The sequence below is a fragment of the Streptomyces sp. NPDC020807 genome, assembly GCF_040641575.1.
Taxonomy (GTDB): domain Bacteria; phylum Actinomycetota; class Actinomycetes; order Streptomycetales; family Streptomycetaceae; genus Streptomyces.
This window is the reverse complement of sequence record NZ_JBFADU010000016.1, coordinates 22726-41179: the sequence shown is the minus strand read 5'-3', so window position 1 is coordinate 41179 and position 18454 is coordinate 22726. Positions and strand designations below refer to the sequence as shown.

Below are 18454 nucleotides of genomic sequence, written 5' to 3'. Positions count from 1 at the left end.
CGCCCCTTCCGCGTTGTCCGGCGCCTAGAGCACCTTCGACAGGAACGCCTTGGTCCGGTCGTGCTGCGGGTTCGTCAGGACCTCCCGCGGGTTGCCCGACTCGACCACCACGCCGCCGTCCATGAAGACCAGCGAGTCGCCGACCTCCCGGGCGAAGCCCATCTCGTGCGTGACGACGATCATCGTCATGCCCGACTCGGCCAGGTCCCGCATGACGTCGAGGACGTCACCCACGAGCTCCGGGTCGAGCGCCGAGGTCGGCTCGTCGAAGAGCATCAGCTTCGGCTCCATCGCCAGCGCGCGGGCGATGGCCACGCGCTGCTGCTGGCCGCCGGAGAGCTGCGACGGGTAGTTGCCCATCTTGTCCCGCAGGCCGACCCGGTCGAGCAGCCGCTCGGCGCGCTCGCGCGCCACCGCCTTGGACTCGCCCTTCACCTGGACGGGCGCCTCCATCACGTTGGCCAGGGCCGTCATGTGGGGGAAGAGGTTGAAGCGCTGGAAGACCATGCCGATGTCCCGGCGCTGGACCGCGACCTCGCTGTCCTTCAGCTCGTACAGCTTGTCGCCCTTCTGGCGGTAGCCGACCAGCTGACCGTCGACCGAGAGCCGGCCGCCGTCGATGCGCTCCAGGTGGTTGATGCAGCGCAGGAAGGTCGACTTGCCGGAGCCGGACGGGCCGACCAGGCAGAAGACCTCGCCGTTGCGGACTTCGAGGTCGATACCGCGGAGGATGTGCGCCGCGCCGTACGACTTGTGGACGCCCTCCGCCTTGACCATGGGCTCGCCGGTCATGCCGCCGCCTCCGGGGAACGCTTGAACGTGGTGAGGTTCGTCTTGACGCGCTGCCACGGGGTGGGCGGCAGGTTGCGGGTCGAGCCGCGTGCGTATCGACGCTCCAGGTAGTACTGGCCGACGCTGAAGACGCTGGTCAGCGCGAGGTACCAGAAGGAGGCGACGAAGAGCATCTCCATCACGGCGCCGGCCGTGTTGCCGATGTTCGAGGCGGACCTCAGGAGCTCGGTGTACTGCACGGCCGAGACCAGCGAGGAGGTCTTGAGCATGTTGATGAACTCGTTGCCCGTCGGCGGCACGATCACGCGCATCGCCTGCGGGAGCACGACGCGGCCCATCGTCTTCGTCTGGGACATGCCCAGGGCGTGGGCGGCCTCGGTCTGGCCCTCGTCGACCGACTGGATGCCGGCGCGGACGATCTCCGCCATGTACGCGCCCTCGTTGAGGCCGAGGCCGAGGAAGGCCACCATGAACGGCGTCATGACGTCCACGGTCTCGTTCTTGTAGATCGGCCCGAGGTCGATGTACTGGAAGATCAGCGACAGGTTGAACCAGACGAGCAGCTGGACGTAGACCGGCGTGCCGCGGAAGAACCAGATGTAGAGCCAGGCGACGGCGCCCGTGACCGGGTTCTTCGACAGTCGCATGACCGCGAAGAGGATGCCGAGGACGAGGCCGAGCGCCATCGCGGAGACACTGATGAGGATCGTGTTCCAGAGGCCGCTGAGGATCGACGGGTCGAACAGCTTGTCCCAGACCGTGTCCCAGATGATGTTGCCCTGGGAGAAGGCGTAGACGAGCCAGCCGAGCAGGGCCACGACCACCACGCCGCTGACCCAGCGGCCGTAGTGGCGTACGGGGATGGCCTTGATCGCCTCGTAAGGGGTGCCCGAGGGGGCGGGCCCGGCCGGTGAGGCGGCCGGGTCCTTGCTGAGCTTGTCAGTCATGACGACTGCCCTTCAGTGGTGCTCGTGGTGCGAGGAGGGGTCACTTACCGGCGTTGATCGTGGCCGACTTGACCGCGCTGTCCTCGACGTCCCACTTCTTCAGGGCCTCGGCGTAGGTGCCGTCCTTGATGATCGCGTCGAGGGCTTCCTTGACGGCGTCGCGGAGCTGGGTGTTGTCCTTCGAGACGCCGATGCCGAAGAGGCCGACGTCGCTCTGGCTGCCGACGACCTCGAAGTCGTTGCCGCCGCCGGAGGTCTTCGCGATGTACGCGGCCACCGGGTAGTCGTTCAGGTCGGCCACGGCGCCGCCGGCCTTGACGCGGGTCTGGGCCTCGGCGTCGGAGTCGAAGGCCTGGATCGTGAGCTTCTTGTCGCCGCACTTCGTGGCCTGGGCCTTGAAGGTGTCCTCGTAGATCGTGCCGCGCTGGACGGCGACGGTCTTGCCGCACAGGTCGTCGAGGGAGTTGATGCCCTGCGGGTTGCCCTTCTTGACCAGGAGGGAGACGCCGGAGCTGAAGTAGTCGACGAAGTCGATGCCCTTGCCGATCTTCTTCCCGTTGTCGTCCAGGCCCTCCTGGCGCTTCTTGTTGTCCGTCATCGAGGACATGATCAGGTCCTGGCGGCCGGAGTAGATCGAGGTGATCAGGCCGTCGAAGGTGCCGGAGACGAACTCGAACTCGACGCCGAGCTGCTTGCTCAGGGCCTGGGCGATGTCGGGGTCGACACCGACGATCTTGCCGCCCTCGGTGAACTCCATGGGGGCGTACGAGGCGTCCGTACCGACCGTGATCTTGCCGGCCTTCTGGATGTCGGCCGGGAGCTTCGAGAAGAGCGGCGCGGCGTTGGTGGAGGCCGTGTCGCCGGACTTCGTGGGGGCGGGCGTGTTGCCACCCTCGGTCTGGTCGCCACAGGCGGTCAGCAGCATCGAGCCGGCGACCGCGATGGCGGCGACCGCGGCAAGACGGGAGGTGCGGGTCTTGGCGGTCGTACAGCGCGTGGAGCGTGCGGTCATGGTGGGGTTCCTCCGGCGTGTGAGGGGGGAGCTGCCAGTGGTCGCGGACGCGTCTTCGAGTGTCGCGACCTCGTGTGATTACGGCATCTTGCCATTCGGACCGCATCAAACCGACGGCCTCGGATGTCAAAATCGGGTAACGGGTCACCACCGAAACGCGACAGGCCGGTACATCCGGGCCGGATCTTCTGCGGGATCGCCTCGGTGAAGCCGGAAAATCTTCGGCGAGTCTCGCCATTCGGACGACCCGAACGCGGCCATTCGGCCGTGGTCGGTCTCTTTCGGGACATCGGGTGACGTGTCGGCCTCCGTCCGTGTCCGGACGCGCTGCGTATGAGTCGCGTCACCGAGCGGTTATGGACTCGTCTGCGGTGCCGTCCGTCCGGTAAGAAGGATCCTTACACCCCTCATCCGGGGCTCAGGGCGCGTTGTGCGGCGCGCCCGAGCGGCTGCCCGACAAGGCGGCCGCGGTGCCTCCCCACCCCTCCTTAACCAGGAGTGGCAACCCTCAAATGAAACAGACCGAAGGGGTCAACCCAATGGCAGCGGAGATCGTCAATCCTCGCAATGACAGTGGTACGGAAGGGGCTCCCGGCGAGCCCTTCGATCCTGTCTTCGCCCTCCACCGGGGCGGCAAGATGGCCGTGCAGGCCACCGTGCCCGTCCGGGACAAGGACGACCTGTCCCTCGCGTACACGCCCGGCGTCGCCAAGGTGTGCACCGCGATCGCCGAGCAGCCCGAGCTGGTCAACGACTACACCTGGAAGTCCAACGTCGTCGCGGTCGTGACCGACGGGACGGCCGTGCTCGGACTCGGTGACATCGGCCCGGAGGCCTCCCTCCCGGTCATGGAGGGGAAGGCCATCCTCTTCAAGAACTTCGGCGGCGTGGACGCGGTCCCGATCGCCCTGGCCACCACGGACACCGACGAGATCGTCGAGACCGTCGTCCGGCTCGCCCCGTCCTTCGGCGGCGTGAACCTGGAGGACATCTCGGCGCCGCGGTGCTTCGAGATCGAGCGCAGGCTCCAGGAGCGCCTCGACATCCCGGTCTTCCACGACGACCAGCACGGCACCGCGATCGTCACCCTCGCCGCCCTGCGGAACGCGGCGAAGCTGACCGGCCGGACCCTCGGCGAGCTGCGCGGTGTCATCTCCGGCGCGGGCGCGGCCGGTGTGGCCATCGCGAAGTTCCTCCTCGAGGCCGGCCTCGGCGACGTCGCCGTCGCCGACCGCAAGGGCATCGTCAGCCGGGACCGCGAGGACCTGACGGACGTCAAGCGCGAGATCGCCGAGCTCACCAACAAGGCGGGCCTGACCGGCTCCCTGGAGAGCGCGCTGGCCGGCGCGGACGTCTTCATCGGCGTCTCCGGCGGTACGGTCCCCGAGGCGGCCGTCGCCTCCATGGCCCCGAACGCCTTCGTGTTCGCCATGGCCAACCCGAACCCCGAGGTCCACCCCGACGTCGCGCACAAGTACGCGGCCGTCGTGGCGACCGGGCGCTCGGACTACCCGAACCAGATCAACAACGTCCTCGCGTTCCCCGGCATCTTCGCCGGCGCGCTCCAGGTCCGGGCCTCCCGGATCACCGAGGGCATGAAGATCGCCGCCGCGAACGCCATCGCGGACGTCGTCGGGGACCAGCTCTCCGCCGACTGCGTCATCCCGTCGCCGTTCGACGAGCGGGTCGCCCCGGCCGTCGCCGCCGCCGTGGCCGCCGCCGCCCGTGCGGAGGGCGTCGCGCGCCGCTGAGCTCGTACGTGAGCGCCCAAGGGCCCTGTTCCGCGTTCCGCGGGGCGGGGCCCTTCGCTTGTCACTGGGGGGTGTGTCACACGGGTGTGTGGTTCCGTCACGGACCCGGCGGACCCTAGGGTCGAGGCCATGTTCGCTGCCTACGCTGCCCGAATCGACCGCGACCAGCCCCTGAACGGGCTCGAATTGGGCGAACGCCCCGAGCCCGGGGTCCGGCCCGGCTGGACCACCGTCACCGTCAAGGCCGCCTCGCTCAACCACCACGACCTGTGGTCGCTGCGCGGGGTCGGGCTGCCCGAGGAGAAGCTGCCGATGATCCTCGGCTGCGATGCCGCGGGCATCGACGAGGACGGCAACGAGGTCGTCCTCCATTCCGTCATCGGCCAGACCGGCCACGGGGTCGGCCCGGACGAGCCGCGCTCCATCCTCACCGAGCGGTACCAGGGCACCTTCGCCGAGCGGGTGACCGTGCCCCGCTGGAACGTGCTGCCCAAGCCGAAGGACCTCTCCTTCGAGGAGGCCGCCTGCCTGCCGACCGCCTGGCTCACCGCGTACCGCATGCTCTTCACCAACGCCGCTGTACGGCCCGGGGACTCGGTGCTCGTCCAGGGCGCGGGCGGCGGCGTGGCCACCGCGGCCATCGCCCTCGGCAAGGCCGCCGGCCTGCGGGTCTTCGCCACCAGCCGGGACGAGGCCAAGCGGAAGCGTGCCGTCGAGCTCGGTGCCGTCGAGGCGTACGAGCCCGGGGCGCGGCTGCCGCAGCGGGTGGACGCGGTCATCGAGACCGTCGGCGCGGCGACCTGGTCGCACTCGGTGAAGTCGCTCCGGCCCGGCGGCACGCTGGTCATCTCCGGCGCCACGAGCGGGGACCGGCCGGCGCACGCCGAGCTGACCCGGATCTTCTTCCTCGAACTCAAGGTCGTGGGCTCGACGATGGGCTCCAAGGACGAGCTGGAGGACCTCCTGTCCTTCTGCGCGGCGACGGGCGTCCGGCCGGTCATCGACGACGTCCTGCCGCTGGACCGGGCGCGGGAGGGCTTCGAGAAGCTGGCCGCGGGCGAACTCTTCGGAAAGATCGTGCTGACGACCTCTTGATGACTCGCGGGTAGGACTGATGGGATCTCCGGCACGCGGAAGGTGAACAACGTTCATCTCCTCTCCTCTCCCCGTGCTGGAGGTCTTCCTTGTTGCGCACCACTCTTGCCGCGACCGCCGTCGTGGCCGCGCTGCTCGCCCCGACGGCCGCGCACGCGGGAGCGCCGGGACCGTCGGCTCCCGGCGCGGACGGCATCCCCGCCCTCACCGACGACCGCGGGCGCGTCCTCACGCTGCGCGGCTGGAACGTCGGCGACAAGGCGCACAGCGGCGACGAGGCCCTCTCGGGCATCACCGAGAAGCACTTCCGCGACATGCGCGCCAAGGGCTTCAACCTCGCCCGGGTCCTGGTCTTCTGGGACGACCTGGAGCCGCGCCCGGGGCAGTACAGCGAGGCGTACCTCCGCAAGGTCGAGCGCGTCCTCGACTGGGCCGCGCGCTATGACGTCAAGGTCGTCCTCGACGCCCACCAGGACGTCTTCGGGCCCGCGTTCGACCACCGGGGCATCCCGGCGTGGGCCACCAGGACCGACGGGCTGCCCTTCACCCCGCGCCCGGACGACTGGTTCTCCGAGTACTTCGAACCGGCCGTCCAGCGCGCCTTCACCCACCTCTACGAGGACGAGGACCTCCAGCGGGCCCAGGCCCGCATGTGGCGGGTGCTCGCCGACCGCTTCGAGGACCACCCGGCCGTCTTCGGCTACGACCTGATCAACGAGCCGATGGGCGAGCTGCGGGAGGGCGAGGACCTGGCGACGGCCGCGCGCCGCATCGAACGCGAGCAGGTCACCCCCATGTACAACCGGATCGCCGACGCGATCCGGTCGGTCGACGACGACACCTGGCTCTTCGTCGAGCCGACCCCGATCGTGGGCGAGGGGGTGCCCACCGGACTCGGCCGCGTCGACGACCCGAAGGTCGTCTACGCCCCGCACTTCTACAACGGCGTCATGGAGGCGGGCGGGGACTACGACCCGGACGCCCGCTGGATCGAGAACTACGAGGCGGCCGTCACCCTGTACCCGAAGGAGTACAAGGTGCCGGTGCTCGTCGGCGAGTGGGGACCCCTCAACAACTCCCAGCCGAACATGAACCGCTTCTACCGCGAGGCCATGGCCTCCCTCGGCCGCTACAGCTCCGGCTTCGCGGGCTGGGAGTGGTGCTACGGCGGCGGCTACTGCGCGGTGGACGGCACGGGCGCCTTCCGGCCGAACAAGGAGCTCACCGCCGAGCCGTACGCGGAGGCGGTCGCCGGCACGGTCCGCTCCACCACGTACGACCCGGGGGCCGGCGTCTACCGCCTCGCCTACGAGGCCTCCGGCCCCCGCGGCTCCCGCCTCACCGAGCTCTCCGTCCCGCCCGGCGACTGGCGCGTCACCGCCCGGGGCGGAGTGGTGCTCCGCAAGGACAAGGGCAGGGCCTGGGTCGTCGCACCCCCGCGCGCGAACGTCACGGTCACGATCGCCCGCCGCTGACAGCCGGCGCCGCGCTCAGCGCTTGCGCCGCGGGTCCAGCACCTCCGTGATGCGGGCCGCCGCCGTCGACAGATGGCCGCGGGCTTCGGCCAGTTGGGCCTCCGTCACGCCGTGGTCGCGGGCCGCGTCGCGGATCTCGTCGCGGAAGCGGTCGAGCAGCCGGTCCAGGTCGCGGGCCGGGTGGCCCGTGGGGGTGGCGTCGGCGGCCCACTCGGCGTCTTCCGGAGCGCGGGCGGCGCCGGGGGCTTCGGGGGCGTGGTGGGTGCCGGGGGTTCCGGCGGTCTCGGGGGAGGCCTCCGACGCCTTCGGGTGGGTCGTGGACGCGACCAGGCCGCCCAGCTGGGCCGTGATGCCCGAGAGGCCCTCCCAGACGCCCTTGGGCCAGTCGCCGCGGCCGAAGCGGTCCTGGACCTCCTCCTGCACCTGCTGGGCGATCCGCTGGAACTCCTTCGCCTGGTGGCGGGCCGACTGCGCCTCCGCCTTGGCCTGGCGGGCCTGCTCCTTCCACTCCGCCTTGGCCCGGCGCAGCTCCTCCTTCGCCTCGGCGAACGACGAGCCCTCCGTCGTGCGCGTCCGGCCGGCCGCCGCGCGCATCTCACTGCGCACCCGGCCCGCCGCGCCCCGCACGTCGTCGCGGATCTCCGCCGCCAGCTCCGAGACCGACTCCCGGATCTCCCGCTCCAGGTCGGTCAGTTCGGCGGCCCGGCCCGCGAGCTCGGCGCGGCCCGCGTCCGTGATCGAGTACACCTTCCGGCCGCCCTCGCTGGCGTGCGTGACGAGCCCCTCGGCCTCCAGCTTGGCCAGTCTGGGGTAGACGGTGCCTGCCGACGGCGCGTAGAGCCCCTGGAAGCGCTCCTCCAGGAGGCGGATCACCTCGTAGCCGTGGCGGGGGGCCTCGTCGAGCAGCTTGAGCAGGTAGAGCCGGAGGCGGCCGTGGGCGAAGACGGGCGGCATGTCAGAGCACCTTTCCGGTCGTGGGGGAGCTTGCGGCGGACTCGGTGTCCTCGGCCGGCTCGGGGCGGCGGAGCAGCGTCAGGGAGCCCGAGACCGTGGTCGCCTTCAGCGTCCCCCGGCCCGAACCGAGGGTGCCGGTGAGGGACTTGGTGCCCCACTGCCCGGCCACCCGCAGGTCCTCGAAGCCGTTCGTCACGGAACCGCTCGTGGTGCTCGCCTCGACGCGCGCGTCGGCCGGGTGCGGCAGCCGGATCGCCACCTCGCCGGAGACGCTGGAGAGCCGGATGTCGGCCGGCGGGCCGTCCGTCCCGGCCGTCTGGTCGAGGTCGATGACCATGTCCCCGCTGACCGTCTCGGCCTTCACCGAGTCGCTCGCGCCCTCGATCACCGTCACGGAGCCGGTCACGGAAGAGATCTTCAGCGCGCCCGTCACCGACTGCGCCTCAAGGTTCCCCGAGACGCTCTCGGCGCGGACCGGCCCGGAGAGCCCGAGGAGCGTCGTGTCGCCGGTGACGCCGCGCACCTCCGTACGCCCTCTGATCCCGGAGACGACCGTCTCCGCGCCGACCGCGCCCACCTCGACGTCGGCGCCCGCGGGGACGGCGACGGAGACGACGGCGCGGCGCCGGTGGCCCTTGCGGTCCAGCCACTGGAGGACGTTCTTCCACTGGAGGTCCTCGTACGTCACGGTCAGCGTCGAGCCGTCCCGCGTCACGATCAGCGGCGGGCCCTCGATCTCGGAGATCTCGACGCGGGCGGAACTCTCGTCCGTGCCCACCACGTTCACCGTGCCGTTGACGATCCGGACCCGCAGGCGCGTCACGGGCTCGGCCGGCGCCAGTTTCGTCGGCTCGGTGACGGACCACTCTTCCATGGTGCTGACCTCCCGTTTCGGCAACGCAACATATCGCGACTCTCGAAAACACGATATATCGCGGAGTGGCGAAGTCAACCCTGACTCATCCCTGATACGCAGGGGGCAATAAAGGCCGTACACGGACAAATTGGCTAGCGTGGGGGCCATGAACGCGACACCCGGAACGAGCCCCTCAGGCGCGCTGCTGCTCTGCCGCGCCGACCCCGCGACGGTCAGGCCGCCCGCCCAACTGCTCAGGGAACGCCTGCTCCTGGCCCCGGCGGGCGACGACTGGAGCGTGCTCGTACCGGAGGGGAAGCCCTGGCTGCACGGCGGCGAGCCCGTCGAACAGGTCGTCACCGGCTGGTCCACCGCCCTCGCCGTCTCCGCCGCGACCTGGCCCGTCCTCGCCCTCTGGTGGGACCGCGACAGGGCCGGCATCACGCTCGCCGCGGGCTTCCGCCGCACCGTCGGCTACACCTGGCTCGCCGACGGCACCCCCGTCGGCGAGGACGAGGCCATGCGCACCTTCGCCGCCCGGCTCGCCCTCGACCCCGTCCTCGACATCCAGGCCCTGGAACCGCTCACGAAGCCCGATCCGGACGCCGACGCCCACACCCGGCTCCTCGGCGTCGTCGCGATCCTCGGTCGCGTCGGCCTCGCGCTGCCGACCGGACTCGTCCCCGGCGACAGCGCCGACCGGCTCCGCTCCGTGGCCCTCTCGCAGGGCGCCGAGCAGCTCGAATGGCCCGGCTGGCGCGATGCCGTCCGGGCGGAGCTCGACATGGTGGAGGAGGGGCCCCTCGGCCCGTACCTGCGCGGCCCCAAGGCCCGGGTCCTGGGCGGGGCGCAGCTCGCGGCGGGCCTGCCGCTGCTGATCTGGGGCGTCGGCCGACGCAGCGGCGGCTGGGCGACGGCGGGGGCACTGCTCGTCGCGCACGGCGCGTTCGGCCTCGCCTACGACCGGCTCAGGGACCGCTGACGGGCTGAGGGACCGCTGACGGGCTCAGGCACCGCCGGGCCGGCTCAGGAACCGCTGACGGGCTCAGGGGCGACCCGCCGTGCCGCGGGCCGCGCGGTCACCGACCCGCGGCCCGCGGCCGTGGCGCTTCCTACTCGTCGTCGTCCTCGTCGTCGTCCAGGCGGGCCAGCCAGGTCGCGAGGCGCTCGACCGGCACCTCGAAGTCGGGGTTGAGGTCGACGAAGGTCCGCAGCTGCTCGGCGAGCCACTCGAAGGTGACCTCCTCCTCGCCGCGCCGCTTCTCCAGTTCCTCGATGCCACGGTCGGTGAAGTACATGCCCTCAGGATAGGTCGTGCCCCCGCACGGCCGTCCCGCGGCTCCGACCACCCGGGACCTGCCCACCCTCGACCGGCCCACCCGGGACCCGCCCACCCTCGACCGACCCACCCGGGACCCGCCCACCCTCGACCGGCCCACCCGCGACCGGACACGCCGGAGGCCCGGCACCCCGAGTGGGGTGCCGGGCCTCCGTACGTACGGACCGGTCGATCAGGCCTCGAAGACCTCGTTGACCAGCTGCTGCTGCTCCGCCTGGTGGCGCTTGGCCGAGCCGACCGCCGGGGAGGAGGAGTGCGGACGCGAGATCCGGCGCAGGCGCTCGCCCGCCGGGATGTCCGCGCCGACCGCCAGGTCCAGGTGGTCGATCAGGTTGAGCGCGATGAACGGCCACGCACCCTGGTTCGCCGGCTCCTCCTGCGCCCAGATGTACTTCGCGGCGTTCGGGTACTTGGCGATCTCGGCCTGGAGCTCGGCACCCGGCAGCGGGTACAGGCGCTCCAGACGGATGATCGCGGTCTCCGTGTCGCCACGCTTCTGCCGCTCGGCCTCCAGGTCGTAGTAGACCTTGCCGGCGCAGAAGACGACCTTGCGGACGTCGGCCGGGTTGACCGTGCTGTCGCCGATCACCGGGCGGAAGCCGCCGGTGGTGAACTCCTCGACCTTCGACGCCGCCGCCTTCAGACGCAGCATCGACTTCGGGGTGAAGACGATGAGCGGCTTGTGGTGCGGGTTGTGCACCTGCCAGCGCAGGAGGTGGAAGTAGTTCGACGGCAGCGTCGGCATGGCGACCGTCATGTTGTCCTGGGCGCACATCTGGAGGAAGCGCTCCGGGCGCGCGGACGAGTGGTCCGGGCCCTGGCCCTCGTAGCCGTGCGGCAGGAGCAGCGTGACGCCGGAGGTCTGGCCCCACTTCTGCTCGGCCGAGGAGATGAACTCGTCGACGACGGTCTGCGCGCCGTTGACGAAGTCACCGAACTGGGCCTCCCAGATGACCAGGGAGTCCGGGCGGGCCAGCGAGTAGCCGTACTCGAAGCCCATCGCCGCGTACTCGCTGAGCAGCGAGTCGTAGACGTTGTAGTGGGCCTGGTCCTCGGCGAGGTAGAGCAGCGGGGTGTAGTCCTCGCCGGTCTCCTGGTCGACCAGGACCGCGTGGCGCTGGCCGAAGGTGCCGCGGCGGGAGTCCTGGCCCGAGAGACGGACCGGGGTGCCCTCCATCAGCAGGGAGCCGATGGCGAGGGTCTCGCCGAAGCCCCAGTCGATGGTGCCGTCGTCGATGGAGGCCGCGCGGCGCTGCATCTGCGGCATCAGGCGCGGGTGGACCGTGATCCGCTCCGGCACGTTGACCTGCGACTCGGCGATCCGCTTCACGACCTCGGCGGAGACCGCGGTGGTGACGGCGACCGGGAACTCGGCCTTGGCGTCCGGGACGGTCGTCGCCGACGGCGCGGCGGTGGCCTCGCGGACCTCCGCGAACACCTTCTCCAGCTGGCCCTGGAAGTCCTGGAGCGCCTGCTCCGCCTCTTCGAGGGTGATGTCACCGCGACCGATGAGCGACTCGGTGTACAGCTTGCGCACCGAACGCTTCTTGTCGATCAGGTTGTACATCTGCGGGTTGGTGAACTGCGGGTTGTCGCCCTCGTTGTGACCGCGGCGGCGGTAGCAGATGAGGTCGATCACGACGTCCTTGTTGAACGTCTGGCGGAACTCGAAGGCGAGCCGCGCGACGCGGACCACGGCCTCCGGGTCGTCGCCGTTCACGTGGAAGATCGGCGCCTCGATCATGCGGGCCACGTCGGTCGCGTACATCGAGGAACGCGAGGACTCCGGGGCGGCGGTGAAGCCGACCTGGTTGTTGATCACGATGTGGACCGTGCCGCCGGTGCGGTAGCCCCGCAGCTGCGACATGTTCAGGGTCTCGGCGACGACGCCCTGGCCCGCGAAGGCCGCGTCACCGTGGAGGGCGACCGGCAGGACGGTGAAGTCCGTGCCGCCCTTGTTGATGACGTCCTGCTTGGCGCGGACGATGCCTTCCAGGACCGGGTCGACCGCCTCCAGGTGGGAGGGGTTGGCGGCCAGGGAGACCGTGATCTGCTCGCCGTCGAGACCGGTGAAGGTGCCGGTGGCGCCCAGGTGGTACTTGACGTCGCCGGAGCCGTGCATCGACTTCGGGTCGAGGTTGCCCTCGAACTCGCGGAAGATCTGCGCGTACGACTTGCCGACGATGTTCGCGAGGACGTTCAGACGGCCGCGGTGGGCCATGCCGATGACGACCTCGTCGAGGCGCGACTCGGCGGCCGAGTCGATGACCGCGTCGAGCAGCGGGATGACGGACTCGCCGCCCTCCAGGGAGAAGCGCTTCTGGCCGACGTACTTCGTCTGCAGGAAGGTCTCGAAGGCCTCCGCCGCGTTGAGGCGGCGCAGGATCCGGAGCTGCTCCTCGCGCTCCACACGGGCGTGCGGGCGCTCGACGCGGTCCTGGATCCACTTGCGCTGCTTCGGGTCCTGGATGTGCATGAACTCGACGCCGGTGGTGCGGCAGTACGAGTCGCGCAGGACGCCGAGGATGTCGCGGAGCTTCATCATCGACTTGCCGGCGAAGCCGCCGACCGCGAACTCGCGCTCCAGGTCCCACAGGGTGAGGCCGTGCTCGGTGATGTCCAGGTCGGGGTGCTTGCGCTGCTTGTACTCCAGCGGGTCGGTGTCGGCCATGACGTGGCCGCGGACCCGGTAGGAGTGGATGAGCTCGAAGACGCGCGCGGCCTTGGTGACGTCGTCGTCGTGCGACGCGTCGATGTCCTTGAGCCAGCGGACCGGCTCGTAGGGGATGCGCAGGGCCTTGAAGATGTCGTCGTAGAAGCCCTCCTCGCCGAGGAGGAAGTTCGCGACGATCCGCAGGAACTCGCCGGAGGCGGCGCCCTGGATGACCCGGTGGTCGTAGGTCGAGGTCAGGGTCATGACCTTCGAGATGCCCAGCTTGTTCAGGGTGTCCTGGGACGTGCCCTGGAACTCGGCCGGGTAGTCCATCGAGCCGACGCCCATGATGACCGACTGTCCGGGCATCAGACGCGGGACGGAGTGGACGGTGCCGAGGCCGCCGGGGTTGGTCAGGGAGACCGTGACGCCGGTGAAGTCCTCCATCGTCAGCTTGCCCACGCGGGCCCGCTTCACGATGTCCTCGTACGCCTGCCAGAACTCGAAGAAGTTGAGCGTCTCGGCCTTCTTGATGCCCGCGACGACGAGCTGGCGGTCGCCGTTCGGCTTCACCAGGTCGATCGCGAGACCGAAGTTGACGTGCTCCGGCTTGACCAGGGTCGGCTTGCCGTCCTTCTCCGCGAAGGAGTAGTTCATCGACGGCATGGCCTTGATCGCCTGCACCATCGCGTAGCCGATCAGGTGCGTGAAGGAGATCTTCCCGCCCCGGGCACGCTTCAGGTGGTTGTTGATCACGATCCGGTTGTCGAAGAGCAGCTTCACCGGGACGGCGCGGACGGACGTGGCCGTCGGCACCTCCAGGGAGGCGTTCATGTTCTTCGCGACCGCGGCGGCGGGGCCGCGCAGCGTGATCAGCTCGGGGCCGACGGGGGCCTCGGCGGCAGGCGCGGCCTTGACCGGCGCCGGAGCGGCGGCGGGCTTCGCGGCGGCCGGCGCGGGAGCCGCGGCAGGCTTCACGGGCGCCGGGGCCGGAGCCGGGGCGGCCGGAGCCGCGGCCGGGGCGGGCGCGGGAGCCGGAACGGCGGCGGGAGCCGAAGGCGCGGCCTGTGCGGGGCCCGCCTGCGGCGCGACCGGCGCGCTCTGCGTGGTGGTGGCGGCCGGGGCGGTCGGGGTCTCCGACGTCACTCCCGGCTTGTAGTCGGCGAAGAAGTCCCACCAGGCACGATCGACCGAATTCGGGTCCTGGAGGTACTGCTGGTAGATCTCGTCGACGAGCCACTCATTGGCACCGAAGGCGTTGGCAGGGTTCTTCCCCTGCCCGTCTTGGTCGGTCGGGGAGCTCGGGGTACTGGGGGACTGAGACGACACGGCGGCAACCGCCCTCTTCCGCTTCACAAGGTGATGGACAGCGGAAATAAAGGCTACGCCTGTCCGGCCGGGAGGTGCAGGCCGGGCCGTCCAACGTCGCGCAAGTCACACTTGACGGGGTGTTTCGGGGCCGTGAATGGCGGGAAACATGCGGGGTTCCGCAGGTGTGAGGGTACGGAAAAGCGCGGGCGCGGCCCGCTTTGACCGCATCCCTGATCGCACGCCGTTCAGGTGCGCGCAGGTCCCGCCTACTCACACGCAGAACGTGCTCTTCCGGTTCGAACCCTACGTCAATCTCTCGCCGGAAGGCTGCCCGGAAGAGTGACCCGGATGCGGCAGCCCCGTGACGATTCGGCCACGCCGATCTCGCCACCGTGCAGTTCCACGGCCCAGCGGGCGATCGCGAGGCCCAGACCGGTGCCGCCGTCGCTGCCCGGACCCTGCCGGTCCGGCGTCGTGCCCCGGTTGAACCGCTCGAAGACCTTGTACCGCTCCGCCTCCGGGATGCCGGGGCCCTCGTCCTCGACCTCCAGCTCCAGCGAGCCCGGGTAGCCGCCGCGCCGGGCCCGTACCGTCACCCGGCCGTGCGGCGGCGAGTGCTTCACCGCGTTGTCGATCAGGTTCGCGAGGACCTGGTGCAGCCGCTCCACGTCCGCGTGCGCGATCAGCTCCGGCGGCGACACGTCCAGGCGCAGGTGGACGTCCGTGCGGTGGTGGAGCCCCGAGGTCGAGAACAGACCGCGCTGCGCCGCGGCGAGGTTCGCCTCCCGCAGCACGCCCGACAGGTACGGCCACACCTCGAAACGGCTCACCCGCAGCGCCACGACACCGTTGTCAAGACGGGACAGGTCCAACAGCGTCTCGACCAGCCGGCCCAGCCGCTCCGTCTGCTTCAGCGCCGACCGCATCGTCTCCGGGTCGGCCTCGGAGACCCCGTCCACCACGTTCTCCAGGACGGCCCGCAGGGCGGCGATCGGGGTCCGCAGCTCGTGCGAGACGTTCGCCACGAGCTCCTTGCGGTGCCGGTCGACGGCCTCCAGGTCGTCCGCCATCCGGTTGATCGTCCCGGCGAGGTCGCCCAGCTCGTCCCGCCGGCCCGCGCCCCGCACCCGGCGGCTGAAGTCGCCGCGCGAGATCGACCGGGCCACCGTGTTCATCTCGTCCAGCGGCGCGGTCAGCGACTGCGCCACGAACTGGGTGATCAGCAGGGTCGCGATCATCGCGAAGATCGTGATGTACCGGAACTCGGTGGAGGTCCGGATCGCCACCAGGGCGAGGCAGGACGTCAGCAGGACCGCGCCGACGACGAGCGCGCCCAGCTTGGTCTTGACCGAGACGGCGATCCGGCGCCGGCCCCGCGCGGGGCTCCCGGAGCCGCCGCCGGAGCCGACGGCACCGGAGCCGACGGCACCGGAGCCGCCGGAGCGGCGGGCGGCGCCGGGCCGCCTCCGCCCCTGGGGGAGGTTCACGGCGCCGGGGTCTCCAGCGCGTACCCGACCCCGTGGACCGTACGGATGCGCTCGGCGCCGATCTTCCGGCGCAGCGCCTTGATGTGGCTGTCCACGGTCCGGGTGCCCGAGGCGTCCGCCCAGTCCCACACCTCGGCGAGGAGCTGCTCGCGGGAGAGGACCGCCCGCGGGGTGCCCGCCAGGCAGACGAGGAGGTCGAACTCGGTCGGGGTCAGGTGCACGTCCTCGGAGCGGACCCGGACCCGGCGCTGCGCGTGGTCGATCTCCAGCTCGCCCAGGCGCAGGATCCCGCTGCGCGGGGTGACGGCCGCGAGGGCGGCCCGCTCGACCCGGCGGAGCAGGACGTGGACGCGGGCGGCCAGCTCCCGCATCGAGAACGGCTTGGTCATGTAGTCGTCCGCGCCGACCCCGAGCCCGACCAGCATGTCGGTCTCGTCGTCGCGGGCGGTGAGCATGAGGACCGGGACGGGCCGCTGGGCCTGGACCCGGCGGCAGACCTCCAGGCCGTCGAAGCCCGGGAGCATCACGTCAAGGAGCATGAGGTCCGGCTGCCAGGCCTCGGCGGCGTCGACGGCCGAGGGGCCGTCCGTCGCGGTCTGGACGAGGAAGCCCTCGGCGCGCAGCCGGGCGGAGATCGCTTCCACGATCGTCGCGTCGTCCTCGACCACCAGGACCCGCCGCTGGGCCCCGGGAGTGGCCGCCGCACCGTGGTGAGTGGTGTGTGTCTGGTCCATTGCCCCGCCTCGCGTCGCCGATGTCGGTGCAGCAGCCTAGAGGTACCGGCGGCGTCCCGGCTATCCAGGAGTCCTCCCCGGTCCGTCCGGGTGCGGTCAGGGGCGTACGGCGAGGTGGACGACGTCGGGGACGCCCCGGGCAACGGGGATCTCTTCGGTCCGTACCCCGAGGAATCCGGCATTCCGCAACGAGTCGTCGAAATCCCCGGACGGCCGCGCCGACCACACGGCGAGGACCCCGCCGGGGTTGAGCCGGGCCGCGCAGGTCGCCAACCCCTGCGCGGAGTAAAGGCTTTCGTTGTCCTCCGTGACCGTCCACTCCGGCCCGTTGTCGATGTCCAGACAGAGGGCGTCGTAGGTGTCGGGGCTCGTGCGGAGGTACTCCACGAGGTCCGTGTGCAGGATCACGGTCCTCGGGTCGGCGAGCGCGCGCCCGGAGATCGCGGACAGCGGCCCGCTGCGGTGCCAGTCGATGATCGCCTCCTCCCGCTCGACCACGACGATCCGGCCCCAGCGCGGGTCCGCCGCGGCGTGCGCCAGCGAGAAGCCCACCCCGAGCCCGCCGACGAGCACCGAGGCACCCGCGCGGGCCGACTCGGGCAGGGCGTCGAGGGCGGCGTCGACGAGCAGCCGCTCCGAGCGCCCGTCGGAGGTGTCCATGAGGAAGGTGCCGTTGGCGATGATCTCGAAGTGCTCCGCGCGCCGGCGCAGCACCACTTCGCCGTACGGCCCTTCGCGGCGGTCGAGGGTCAGGGGGGAGGACATGCTCGTACTCCGCTCGTGTCTCGTGTCTCGTGTCTCGGCAGGCATCTGACCCGGCCATCCTCGCCGAGCGGGGGCGGCCGGGACAAACACCTTACGGAGCCGCACGGTCACCGAGGTGGTGGTACGGGGTTACGGGCGCGGGGCCTCGTGCTTCACGTACTGCTCGATCCGGTTCAGCTCGCGGCGGGCGTCGACCGGGGAGCCGTACGTCCGGTCCCAGGTGATCGGGGCGACGGTGACGTGGCCCTTGCCGAGCAGCCAGGTGGAGTCGGCGTCCTTGCGGTTCTCGGCGCACTCGCCCTCGGTCTCGCCGCCCTCGCAGAGTCCGAGCGCGATGTCGAAGGAGTCGCCGTCCCCGCGCTGCTCGAACGCGTGGTAGACGACGGCGCCGTCGCCGACCCGGGTCCAGACCGGGGCCTTGGCGGGGGCGCCCGCGCTGACGTCCGGGTAGTCGACCTTGAGGGCGAACTTCGGGGTCAGCAGGCCGCGCTGCCTGAGGCCGGCGACGAACCGCGCGCCGAACTCCGCGTTGGCGCGGTAGTTGACCCGGGGGAAGTGGAAGGCGCTCTCGTCCCCGGAGGAGGAGAAGGCGACGGCCGGGACGCCCTGGTCGACGGCGGCGACGGCGGCGCCGACCGTACCGGAGTCGTTGACGCTCGCGGCGACGTTCGGGCCGGAGTTGATGCCGGTCAGGACGAGGTCGGGGGCGCCGTCCCAGCCGACCTTGGCCTTGAGGCCGCCGCGCAGGGCGAGCTTCACGGTGTCGGCGGGGGTGGCGCTCGGGGTGTCCTTGGCGCAGGGCCCGTCGGAGAGGCAGACGCCGTAGACCGCGCCGTGGGAGGGGGCGCCCGAGCAGTCGTTCTCGTACCCGGCGGGCAGGGCGGTGCGGCGCTGGGCGGTGACGACGCCGCCGTTGGTGACGGCGGTGCCCTTGCCGGACTGGACCTGCCAGGGGGCCATGACGACGACGTCGGCGCCGGCGGCGCACATCGAGCGGCGGAGCTCGTACAGGCCGAGGCCGTCGGAGTTGCTCGCCTTGGCGGCCTGCATCGAGTCGTCGTTGGAGATCAGGATCCGCATCCCGGTGAGGGGCCGGGCGGCGGGGGCGGCGCTGTCGGCGGTGGTGGCGTAGGCGGTGGCGCCGAGGCTGGTGAGCAGCGCGGCGGCGGAGGCCAGGGCGGCGTACTTGCGCATGGGGAACCCTTCAGGTGCATGACATGCAGGCAGGGGAGGGGGTGAGGGGCGCGTGAGGGGCGCGTGAGGGGTGGGGATGATCCGGGGGC

Annotated in this window: 15 protein-coding genes; 4 read left to right on the top strand and 11 right to left on the bottom strand. The window is 71.1% G+C overall.

All coding sequences use genetic code 11. The features are described 5' to 3' along the window. Positions 1 to 24 precede the first annotated feature (24 nt). Genes AB0G79_RS22390 through AB0G79_RS22380 form a run of 3 tightly spaced genes read right to left on the bottom strand, consistent with a single transcriptional unit; the run spans position 25 to position 2751 of the window. Entirely contained in the window at positions 25 to 792 is a 768-nt protein-coding gene (locus AB0G79_RS22390) for an amino acid ABC transporter ATP-binding protein (RefSeq protein WP_360809069.1), read from the bottom strand. Continuing rightward, positions 789 to 1739 (bottom strand): amino acid ABC transporter permease, encoded by a 951-nt coding sequence (locus tag AB0G79_RS22385; protein ID WP_360809067.1) that lies wholly within the window; start codon positions 1737 to 1739, stop codon positions 789 to 791. The genes AB0G79_RS22390 and AB0G79_RS22385 overlap by 4 nt, the downstream gene beginning before the upstream one ends. A gap of 40 nt (positions 1740 to 1779) precedes the next feature. After that, positions 1780 to 2751 (bottom strand): ABC transporter substrate-binding protein, encoded by a 972-nt coding sequence (locus AB0G79_RS22380; RefSeq protein ID WP_360809065.1) that lies wholly within the window; start codon positions 2749 to 2751, stop codon positions 1780 to 1782. 539 nt (positions 2752 to 3290) lie between these two features. On the opposite strand from AB0G79_RS22380, the gene AB0G79_RS22375 reads away from it, so the two are divergent. From AB0G79_RS22375 to AB0G79_RS22365, 3 genes are all read left to right on the top strand, one after another. Next, the gene (locus AB0G79_RS22375; RefSeq protein ID WP_360809063.1) at positions 3291 to 4502 is read left to right on the top strand and encodes an NADP-dependent malic enzyme; all 1212 of its coding nucleotides are present in this window, start codon (positions 3291 to 3293) and stop codon (positions 4500 to 4502) included. A 129-nt stretch (positions 4503 to 4631) separates the two neighbouring features. Continuing rightward, the gene (locus AB0G79_RS22370; RefSeq protein WP_360809061.1) at positions 4632 to 5597 is read left to right on the top strand and encodes a zinc-binding dehydrogenase; all 966 of its coding nucleotides are present in this window, start codon (positions 4632 to 4634) and stop codon (positions 5595 to 5597) included. Positions 5598 to 5686: 89 nt separating this feature from the next. Then, positions 5687 to 7072, top strand: coding sequence for a cellulase family glycosylhydrolase (locus AB0G79_RS22365; RefSeq protein WP_360809059.1), 1386 nt, complete (start codon positions 5687 to 5689; stop codon positions 7070 to 7072). A 15-nt stretch (positions 7073 to 7087) separates the two neighbouring features. Here AB0G79_RS22365 and AB0G79_RS22360 read toward each other — a convergent pair whose 3' ends face one another. Next, positions 7088 to 8026 (bottom strand): helix-turn-helix transcriptional regulator, encoded by a 939-nt coding sequence (locus tag AB0G79_RS22360; RefSeq protein WP_360809057.1) that lies wholly within the window; start codon positions 8024 to 8026, stop codon positions 7088 to 7090. Between the two features lies 1 nt (position 8027). Further along, entirely contained in the window at positions 8028 to 8900 is an 873-nt protein-coding gene (locus AB0G79_RS22355) for a DUF4097 family beta strand repeat-containing protein (protein WP_360809055.1), read from the bottom strand. Positions 8901 to 9048: 148 nt separating this feature from the next. On the opposite strand from AB0G79_RS22355, the gene AB0G79_RS22350 reads away from it, so the two are divergent. Further along, positions 9049 to 9864 (top strand): hypothetical protein, encoded by an 816-nt coding sequence (locus AB0G79_RS22350; RefSeq protein ID WP_360809054.1) that lies wholly within the window; start codon positions 9049 to 9051, stop codon positions 9862 to 9864. Positions 9865 to 9994: 130 nt separating this feature from the next. Here AB0G79_RS22350 and AB0G79_RS22345 read toward each other — a convergent pair whose 3' ends face one another. From AB0G79_RS22345 to AB0G79_RS22320, 6 genes are all read right to left on the bottom strand, one after another. After that, entirely contained in the window at positions 9995 to 10180 is a 186-nt protein-coding gene (locus tag AB0G79_RS22345; RefSeq protein ID WP_024761804.1) for a DUF6104 family protein, read from the bottom strand. Between the two features lie 213 nt (positions 10181 to 10393). Continuing rightward, complete coding sequence (locus AB0G79_RS22340) at positions 10394 to 14203, bottom strand: multifunctional oxoglutarate decarboxylase/oxoglutarate dehydrogenase thiamine pyrophosphate-binding subunit/dihydrolipoyllysine-residue succinyltransferase subunit (RefSeq protein ID WP_360809052.1); 3810 nt, start codon at positions 14201 to 14203, stop codon at positions 10394 to 10396. Positions 14204 to 14493: 290 nt separating this feature from the next. Further along, positions 14494 to 15546 (bottom strand): HAMP domain-containing sensor histidine kinase, encoded by a 1053-nt coding sequence (locus AB0G79_RS22335; RefSeq protein ID WP_360809273.1) that lies wholly within the window; start codon positions 15544 to 15546, stop codon positions 14494 to 14496. A gap of 122 nt (positions 15547 to 15668) precedes the next feature. Further along, positions 15669 to 16406 (bottom strand): response regulator transcription factor, encoded by a 738-nt coding sequence (locus tag AB0G79_RS22330; protein ID WP_360809050.1) that lies wholly within the window; start codon positions 16404 to 16406, stop codon positions 15669 to 15671. A 96-nt stretch (positions 16407 to 16502) separates the two neighbouring features. After that, positions 16503 to 17171 (bottom strand): spermidine synthase, encoded by a 669-nt coding sequence (locus tag AB0G79_RS22325; protein WP_360809048.1) that lies wholly within the window; start codon positions 17169 to 17171, stop codon positions 16503 to 16505. Positions 17172 to 17300: 129 nt separating this feature from the next. After that, on the bottom strand, positions 17301 to 18365 hold the full coding sequence (locus AB0G79_RS22320; protein ID WP_360809046.1) for a 5'/3'-nucleotidase SurE: 1065 nt from the start codon (positions 18363 to 18365) through the stop codon (positions 17301 to 17303). Positions 18366 to 18454 lie beyond the last annotated feature (89 nt).